Here is an 8,824-nt window from a genome sequence, read left to right on the forward strand (position 1 = left end):
CGAGTGAAACTCCAACTCCGGTAGAAACTCCCACTCCCACTCCGAGTGAAACTCCCACTCCGGTAGAAACTCCAACTCCGACTGCAATTGTCACTCCAACTCCGGTAGAAACTCCAACTCCGACTGCAATTGTCACTCCAACTCCGGTAGAAACTCCAACTCCGACTGCAATTGTCACTCCAACTCCCACTCCAAGTGTCACTCCGACTGCAATTGTCACTCCAACTCCCACTCCAAGTGTCACCCTAACTCCCACTCCAAGTGTCACCCTAACTCCCACTCCGAGTGTCACTCCCACTCCCACTCCAAGTGTCACCCTAACTCCCACTCCGAGTGTCACTCCAACTCCCACTCCAAGTGTCACCCTAACTCCCACTCCAAGTGTCACTCCCGCTTCGATCGATCCTACGGAAATACAAGTGCCCACACCTGTGACAGCGCCAAACTCGCCCACAGCCGCCGATACACCCACACCCGAACCGTCAACCTCCGATGAACAAGACTTTAAACGCCCCGAAAGTCGATCGCTAGACAATCTCGGTGTTGCTGCTGCCGATCGTCGAGTTTTAACCATCGATCAAAGTATCATCAGTCAATTACCCGCTGGCATCGTAGCCTCTTCACTCGCATCCCAACAAGCACCAACAGTTAACCCTACTTCTAATTTAGTTCTGGGATATGTTCCGTCTCCCGATCGACTTTTTGAAGGTAACGACATACAGAAAACAGTCTGGGGAATCGAAGAAATGAGGAATCAAGAATTTGCAGAATACCTGGGGGTAGAAGCCAACATCCTAGAGGAAAAAACCTTGATTTCGACATCCCAACAAACTTTACAAAATATCGAACAGCAAACCGGCAAGCGGTCTGGTATTATCTACATGGTCTCGCGAGAAGATCAATTGGAACTAATTTTAGTTCCTCCCGCCGGGTGGCCGATTCACTACAGCGTCCCCGAAGCCAACAAAGCAGCTCTTTTCCCCACCGTCCAGGAGTTTCGCGCTGAAATCACCAATCCCGCAAAACGCGATACTAGCACTTATCTAGCCGCCGCTCAGCAACTATATAAATGGGCGATCGCACCCCTAGAAAAAGACTTACAAAACTTAGGAATTCAAACTTTGTTACTATCAGTCGATCCGGGATTGCGGAGCCTGCCCTTTGCCGCTTTGCACGACGGTAAAGGCTTCTTGATTGAAAAATACAGTTTCAGCCTAATTCCGAGTTTTAGTTCGACTAATACCGATTATAAAGCTGTTAGAGACGCCACAGTGCTAGCAATGGGAAGGTCAGAATTTGTTGACCAACAGCCCTTGCCCAGTGTGCCGATCGAATTGCAGGCGATTTCGGCTCAGTGGCAGGGCCCATCTTTCCTCAATTCTGCTTTCACTTTAGATAATCTCACGTCGGAACACGCCAAGGGAGGATTTCGGATCGTTCATCTAGCAACTCACGCTGAATTCAAACCGGGAAAAGCGAGCAATTCCTACATTCAAATGTGGAATTCCAAATTGCAGCTCGATCGCATAGAGAGTTTGAATTGGCGCAATCCGCAGGTAGACTTGTTAGTATTAAGTGCTTGTAGAACTGCTATGGGCGATCGGGAAGCAGAGTTAGGTTTTGGAGGTTTAGCAGTAAAATCCGGCGCCAAATCTGCTTTAGGGAGTTTGTGGTATGTTGACGATGGAGGCACCTTGGCGCTGATGAGCGAATTTTACCACCAGTTGCGAGGAACCACAACTAAGGCAGAAGCTTTGCAACTGGCTCAACAAGCAATAATGTCCGGTAAAGTGCGGCTGGAAAACGGACAGCTAGTAACAACAGGCGGCCAGTTAAATTTACCTGCTAATTTACAACAACCAAACCAAAATTTTTCTCATCCTTATTATTGGAGTAGTTTCACCATGATCGGAAGCCCTTGGTAAGCTGCCATCTTTATTTTTCAGTCTCCGCTTCTGAAGGACGAAAGTTTCTACTAGGGGCAATGCCCGCTTTGGGTGGTTGGGGCGGTTCGCCCCTGGCTGCCCCAATTTCAAGCGCCGATCCAGGGGGTTTGGAACTCTATTTCTGTTTCATCACCACCAAATTAATATCATCAAAACCTTCTGATCGCCAATATACTGCCACACATCATCTATCACAGATTACCTAATGGCAATAGCAGGTAAGTAGACTTACCTGCTAATTTACAACAAGAAAAACAATAGTTTTCCCCTCTTTATTGCTGGAGTATTTTCACGGTGGGAATTTTTTTATAATTCCCATGTTTTAGTAGCAAATCTGTTCCTTCAACAATCATCTCTAACCCGCAGATGCTCTATCTAGGGTTGGTTTGTCTCGGATTTGGTGCCGCAGTTCCGTAATTGACTCGACAGCCGATATTGAACAGACTCGAACTGCACTCAAGAGGGACAATCTGCTGATCGAGGAGGGCGCTGCAACTGACATACTCGTCATTATTAGTATCTCTTACCATACATTCGATCGGATTAGCACCCGATCGCGCCGACCAACTCTTCATACCTACGACTGCAATCATATGCTGCCAGTAGAAAGCAAATAGCAAAACTCCCAAAAGTACAGCAACGGCTAATCCTGCTTTCAACTTCCAACTATTTAGGACATTTCCCACACTGTTTTTCAAGTTTTCCACCCCAGAAATTGAGCTTTCGGTAGTTGTTTCTGGAGTTGGCAAGTTTGTTTGTGCTTGTTCTGCTGGAATTTCCGACATAATGTATCTCCTATGATTGCTGGGATTTGGCTAAGCTGGCAGTTGCCATCGCTATTGCAAACTTTATCAAATTTTAGCAAAACTCGCCTGTACCGACAACAGATTTGGGCCGCACCGCTGGGGAAGTATGTATATTCACCAAGGGCGATCGGGATTTCTCTGCCTTTTGAGGTATTGCCCAATTCGCGAGGGGCTATTTTGCATCTAGGGCAATAGAATTGTTGGGGATTTTCTTTGAAAACGGCCCAAGTGAATGAGCTTTTTTTACGAACCGCAGAGGGCGCAGAGGGCGCAGAGAAAGAGGAAAGAGAGATATATTGACTTTCACCAATCATTTATGGTTTCGATAGGAGTTCTAATAACTCAGATTCCGAAAGTAGTTTGATTCCCAAAGATTGAGCTTTTTCCAACTTAGAACCCGCATCTTCTCCCACAACCACATAATCAGTTTTAGCACTCACAGAACTTGTGACTTTACCTCCTGCTTTTTGAATCAAATCTTTAGCTTCATCTCGTTTCAAAGTGGGCAAAGTTCCGGTCAGCACAAAAGTTTTGCCTGCAAGTTGTAAATTTGTGCTGGCTAAATTGGGATTTTTTACTTCTGACTGCAATTGTAAGCCTGCAGTTTTCAACCGTGCAATTAAACTTTGATTTGCCGGCACTCGAAACCACTGATAAACAGCTTGAGCAATTTCCGGGCCGATGCCGTAAACGCCCTCAATCGAGGCCGCCGATACTCCTGCTAACTCTTCTACATTTGCAAACCTTTCTGTCAGCAATTGAGCATTCACGCTGCCGACGTGGCGGATGCCCAAGCCGTAAAGTACCCGCGAATAAGGTTGATTTTTCGATTGGGCGATCGCACTTACCAACTTTTCTGCTAACTTCTTACCCATGCGTTCCAAACTCATCAATCTTTCCGCTGTCAAATCGTACAAATCCGCCGCAGAATGCACGAGATTGCTATCAACCATTTGCTGCACCAACTTTTCCCCAACACCGTTAATATCCAAAGCATCCCGGCTGCAAAAATGAATCAGCGAACCCCTCAAAATCGCCGGACAAGATGTATTGATGCAGCGAGTAACGGCCTCCCCTTTTTCCCGAACCACAGGCTGCGCGCATTCGGGACAGCAACTAGGCATTTGAAAAAGTTGAGCATTTTGGGGGCGAAGTTCCGGCAAAACTCGCACAACTTCTGGTATAATTTCCCCAGCTTTTCTGACAATTACAGTATCGCCAATATGGAGATTTAGGTCGGAAAGTCGATCGCTATTATGGAGAGAAGCCCGCGAAACCGTCGTCCCCGCCAACTGCACCGGTTTCAGTTCCGCTACAGGAGTCAGAGCCCCGGTTCTCCCTACTTGCACGGTGACAGCTTCTACTATTGTAGGCACTTCTGCCGCGGGATACTTCAGGGCGATCGCCCAACGCGGAAACCTCTGAGTAAAACCCAATTGTTTTTGCAGCAAAACCGAATTAATCTTAACAACAACCCCATCAGTCATGTAAGGCAAATTCCGCCGTTCAGTATCCCAATATTCGTAATACTCCCGAACCTCATCCAAAGAATAGCAAATTTTGCGATTGGGATTCACCTTAAACCCCATTCGTCGCAACAATTCCAACGAATCCCACTGCGTGTTACCCTCGTTATTCTGATCTAAATGCAGAGTATAAGCAAAGAAATCCAACCGTCGCTTATCCACAATTTTAGAATCCAACTGCCGCAGCGTACCCGCCGCAGCATTGCGAGGATTAGCAAACAATTGTTCCCCTGCTTTTTCCCGTTCCCGATTAATTTCCTCAAACACAGCTAAAGACAAAAAAGCTTCTCCCCGCACTTCCACAACAGGCGGCGGATTATCTAAATTGAGCTTTAAAGGAATCGAGCGAATAGTCTTGACATTTTGAGTGATTTCCTCTCCGGCAATGCCGTCTCCCCGCGTTGCACCGCGAACTAAAATTCCATTTTCATAGGTTAACGCTAAAGCAGAACCGTCAATTTTTAATTCGCAAACATAGGAAACCCCCCCCAACCCCCCCTTGCTAAGGGGGGGAGTAATTTCCCTGTTTTCCTGATTGCGAATGGAAGATGCTATTCCCTCTTGTCCCCCCCCTTGATAAGGGGGGGTTAGGGGGGGTACATTTCCCTCTTGTCCCCCCCCTTGATAGGGGGGGGTTAGGGGGGGTGCATTTCCTTCTTGAACGGGGGTTAGGGAAGGTGCTACCCTTTGCCAGCGTTCCTGCCATTTAGCAAATTCCTCAAAATTAAAAGCATTTTCCAAACTGTAGAGAGGAATATTGTGTTTGACGCTAAAAAATTGAGTAGCAGGCTGTTCTCCCACGCGCTGAGTCGGACTTTCCGCAGTAATTAATTCAGGATAATCTGATTCTAATTCTTGCAACTGGCGATAAAGTCGATCGTACACCTCATCTGGCATCACCGGCGCATCGAGAACATAATAAGCATAGCTAGCTTCCTGTAGCTGCTGCCTCAATTGTTGAATTTGCTGCTGAATCTCTGCTGCCATATCGATTTAAGGTTTTAGATTTTAGATGTTAAATTTTTGATTATAACTTTCCATTTTAGCTCAAAAAAAAGGATCGAGCAACCTCTCTGCTGCCAGACAGATTTTAGATTTGAGATGAGCAATGTCAATTTGAGCTAAAAACCAAGATATAGCAACTAGAAAATCAAAACTTATCCTAATTGTCACCCTGTCCAAAAACGGATATACTTTCCGACCAAAGTTGCCAGTCGGCCAAAACTTTCGACTCTTGTTCAACCTTCCAGATTCATCTATGAAGTAAATTTCAAATCCTTCGACTGATTGAACGCCGAACGTTGCGCCAAACCTGTCAGGCCACATTCTCAATTTTAAAATCCACTGATTCGCCTTTATAGCTGCCGAATTATGGGCGTAAATCATTACAAATTTAAGTCGGGAAACTCCGTAAATTTCTTGTTTTCCCCGGACATTGAAGGTTGAAGATTATCACCATCTTTTTCGATGTTCAAGTTGCTATTGGCGCGGTATTTGGTAAATTCTTGAGCGTTTGGCTTTGTGAAAGCGAGCGGTTCAGCGTGTTCTACCTGAAATACATTGGCGTAGAGGTTGGCAATAATTTGTTTGCCTCCTTGGGTTAATTCCAAGTAGTTCAAAGCTGCTGGAATGTAGGGAAAAACTCCATTCCAATAAAACTTGGCGTAATTTTGTCGCAAATCTCCCGGAGATTTGTAGCCCAAGATTTTATTAGTGCCGACTTCCTCAAATTCGTAGAACAAGGCACTTATTTTTCGCAGGTAATTTGGATCGCTCAACTGACCGATCAAATCGGCGGCCCTAGCGAGTCCAGAATAATTATTTCGGTCTTGATGAGTTTCGCTAGCAGGAACTGGGAAGCGCGTCAATTCAATATTGCGCTTGATTTGTTCGGCATCAATTAATGTGTGGCCGCCGAAGCGTTCGTCAATTACGAGTTTGCCTCGATCGACATGATAAGGAGTTAAACTGGCAGAAGTTGCCCCGATCGGCACAGAAACCATGCCCCCGTCAATACCCGTAGCATATAGTCCCACAGCTTCTTGGTCTTGGCGGCAAACACCTTTGACGTAGCCGATATCGTGACACAGCAGCGAGATTAGGTAGTGCAGCCAATCTTCCGGCGACACTCCGCCTTCGCGAATATGCTTGCCCCGGAGAATCTCTTGTCCCACCAAAGCCACGAGCATTGTGTGTTCCACATTGTGGTAGAGAGCATCGCAGTTAGCGATATTTTCCAGAGCCATAGTCCCTGCCCAGGCGATAATTTCAGGGTAGTCAGGCTTGTACTTGCCGTAGGTGCGACGGTAGCCGGCCTGCAACTCTTGCACAAAAGCGTCAATCAGGATAGCAGTTGCATTGAACATCATAAATTCTCTCACTCAGGCTGTAGTTACAAACTCGATCGAAAATATCTTGGCCTTGCTGAAAAAATAATTAATGGGCATTCCAGTAGGTTTGACCCCTCGGCGTTGAATTTTAAATTTCAGCTAGTCTTGTCAGGTCAGAAAATTGCTCTTTTGGCTATGCTTCCCAAGATAACCTAATTTCGGAAGCATCCGAAGCAACAGATCGATTTTTTGGTATTAAATGTTAGTGAAACAATTTACATCGTTTCACTGACTAATTATTAGAAGTCCTAGGTTTGAAACTTATGAACTGTCTGTTTCGGAGTCTCTCCACTGCTGCCCTGGGTACTCGGCGCTCGATCGCCCAAAAATACCTAGGATTGTGTGCATTCACTGCTGTTTGCACCGCCGCACCGGCAATGGGTGCCGAGCGAATTTACGTAACTTACGGGCCACTAGAAGAATCAGTTCCCATTGAATCCCTGGCACTTTTCGCCAAAGAAGGCAAAATAGACTCAAACTTGGACGGCTTCGCTCAGTACCTCAAAGAATCTCAGCTAGCTGAGATTCGCAGCGCCCTGCAAGCGGAAGCTGAAATTAGCCACGTGACGATCGCCCAATTTCTCTACACGCCTCAAGGAGAAGTGCTGCTGAAACGCTTGGGCCGAGTAATTCAAACCAAAGCTCGGCAGCCCGGATTTTATGCCATCCGAGCCGCCCTGATTTTAGCAGCCTCAGATCCAGAAGGCCTGACAATTCTCAACGTGCTGCGGAAATTCCCCACCTATGGCATCAGGATTGACATCGCCCGCGCCTTGGGTATCGCCAACGAGCTGACATCGCTGATCAACCGTTCCAATCAGACGATCGCCGGAGTCGCCCAGTTGTCGGAAGCACAAGCAGCCTTAGAACCCACCATACCGCCCGCCCAAATGCAGCAGCCCCAGCTACCTGGCCCCTATACTTGGAAAAAATCATCGGTAACTCTGACGAGTCCAAATCGCAATCGCACATTTGATATGGACATTTACCTACCACAGGGCAGCCCCCAACCGGCCCCAGTAGTAGTAATTTCCCACGGTTTAGGTTCCGATCGCATTTCCTTTCAATATTTAGCCAAACACCTAGCCTCCTACGGCTTTGCCGTCGCTGTCCCCGAACACCCCGGCAGCAACGCCCAACAAATCCAAGACTTAGTAACAGGCAGAGCCAATCAAGTAGCAGAACCAGCAGAATTTGTCAACCGCCCCCTCGACATCAAAGACCTGCTCGATTATTTAACCAAACTTTCTACAACCGATCCGGCCTACCAAGGGCAGTTCGACTTGCAGCGAGTCGGCGTCATCGGCCAGTCTTTCGGTGGCTATACGGCTTTAGCATTAGCCGGGGCAGGGATTAATTTTGCACAGCTAGACAAAGATTGCGGACTCGAGAACGATAGTTGGAACCTCTCCCTACTGTTGCAGTGCCGCGCCCGCGGCCTAGAGCGCAACCAGTACAATTTCGGCGACCCGCGCATCAAAGCTGCGATCGCCGTTAACCCGATCGCCAGCAGCATTCTCGGAGAAACAAACCTCAGCAAAATCCAAATCCCCGTCATGCTAATCGCAGGCAGCGCCGATACAGTCGCCCCCGCTTTGCTCGAACAAATTCAACCGTTCACATGGCTGACATCGCCCAACAAATATCTCGTACTGATGAACAACGGGACTCACTTCTCAACGATCGAGGAATCCCCTCAAAGCCTCTTTCTGCCACCACCACAGGCGATCGGGCCCGAACCAGCTTTAGCCCGCCGCTACCTCAGCGGACTCAGCCTAGCGTTCATGGAAAGCTATTTGAACAATAAATCCAATTTCCGCCCGTATTTGGAGCCATCCTACGCTTTAAGCATCTCCAGAGACACTCTCGGACTGAGAATTTTGCGATCGCTCACCCCCCAGCAACTCCTGCAGTTCAGGATTTCTCCACCTCCTCGCATCCCTGCCTCTCCACCTGCGATCGCTCCTGTTCCTTTACCTTCTCCACCTCCCATAGATCCTGTTCGTTAGGGTTGAGGTGCGCCGCGCGTGAACGCTGTCATCTCTTTTCGTGCGGGGGCGATGGGCCATCTCTTTCCTCTCATCAGCTTTCCTAATCACACTCATCAGTTTAACTGTCGTCAAACCCCTTTACAAACCTTAACGATAGGCGTAATA

Annotated in this window: 6 protein-coding genes; 3 read left to right on the forward strand and 3 right to left on the reverse strand. The window is 47.5% G+C overall.

What is annotated here, in order from left to right; genetic code table 11:
* Positions 1-1,925, forward strand: a 1,925-nt coding sequence (locus QT973_RS24980) for a CHAT domain-containing protein (protein WP_333392452.1), incomplete at its 5' end; no start/stop codon positions are given.
* 392 nt (positions 1,926-2,317) lie between these two features.
* Here QT973_RS24980 and QT973_RS24985 read toward each other — a convergent pair.
* Positions 2,318-2,731 carry a hypothetical protein gene (locus QT973_RS24985; RefSeq protein ID WP_333058311.1) on the reverse strand — a complete coding sequence of 138 codons (414 nt, stop codon included), beginning with the start codon at positions 2,729-2,731 and terminating at the stop codon, positions 2,318-2,320.
* Positions 2,732-2,743: 12 nt separating this feature from the next.
* Here QT973_RS24985 and QT973_RS24990 point away from each other — a divergent pair, with 12 nt between their 5' ends.
* Entirely contained in the window at positions 2,744-2,947 is a 204-nt protein-coding gene (locus QT973_RS24990) for a hypothetical protein (RefSeq protein ID WP_333058312.1), read from the forward strand.
* A 119-nt stretch (positions 2,948-3,066) separates the two neighbouring features.
* Here QT973_RS24990 and ligA read toward each other — a convergent pair whose 3' ends face one another.
* Together ligA and QT973_RS25000 are read right to left on the reverse strand one after the other, a co-directional pair.
* Positions 3,067-5,265: an NAD-dependent DNA ligase LigA gene (ligA, locus tag QT973_RS24995; protein WP_333392454.1), complete on the reverse strand. Its 2,199-nt coding sequence runs from the start codon at positions 5,263-5,265 to the stop codon at positions 3,067-3,069.
* Positions 5,266-5,663: 398 nt separating this feature from the next.
* Entirely contained in the window at positions 5,664-6,644 is a 981-nt protein-coding gene (locus QT973_RS25000; protein ID WP_333058314.1) for an Npun_R2479 family HD domain-containing metalloprotein, read from the reverse strand.
* 287 nt (positions 6,645-6,931) lie between these two features.
* Between QT973_RS25000 and QT973_RS25005 the strand changes: the two genes are divergently transcribed.
* Positions 6,932-8,677 (forward strand): alpha/beta hydrolase, encoded by a 1,746-nt coding sequence (locus QT973_RS25005; protein WP_333392456.1) that lies wholly within the window; start codon positions 6,932-6,934, stop codon positions 8,675-8,677.
* The last annotated feature ends 147 nt before the right edge of the window (positions 8,678-8,824 follow it).

Source organism: Microcoleus sp. Z1_A1 (assembly GCF_036700305.1).
In the GTDB taxonomy this organism is placed as follows: domain Bacteria; phylum Cyanobacteriota; class Cyanobacteriia; order Cyanobacteriales; family Microcoleaceae; genus Microcoleus.

Coding starts and splice junctions, on each gene's coding strand:
- QT973_RS24985 (WP_333058311.1), bottom strand. CDS start 2,731: ATGTCGGAAATTCCAGCAGAACAAGCACAAACAAACTTGCCAACTCCA.
- QT973_RS24990 (WP_333058312.1), top strand. CDS start 2,744: ATGATTGCTGGGATTTGGCTAAGCTGGCAGTTGCCATCGCTATTGCAA.
- ligA (WP_333392454.1), bottom strand. CDS start 5,265: ATGGCAGCAGAGATTCAGCAGCAAATTCAACAATTGAGGCAGCAGCTA.
- QT973_RS25000 (WP_333058314.1), bottom strand. CDS start 6,644: ATGTTCAATGCAACTGCTATCCTGATTGACGCTTTTGTGCAAGAGTTG.
- QT973_RS25005 (WP_333392456.1), top strand. CDS start 6,932: ATGAACTGTCTGTTTCGGAGTCTCTCCACTGCTGCCCTGGGTACTCGG.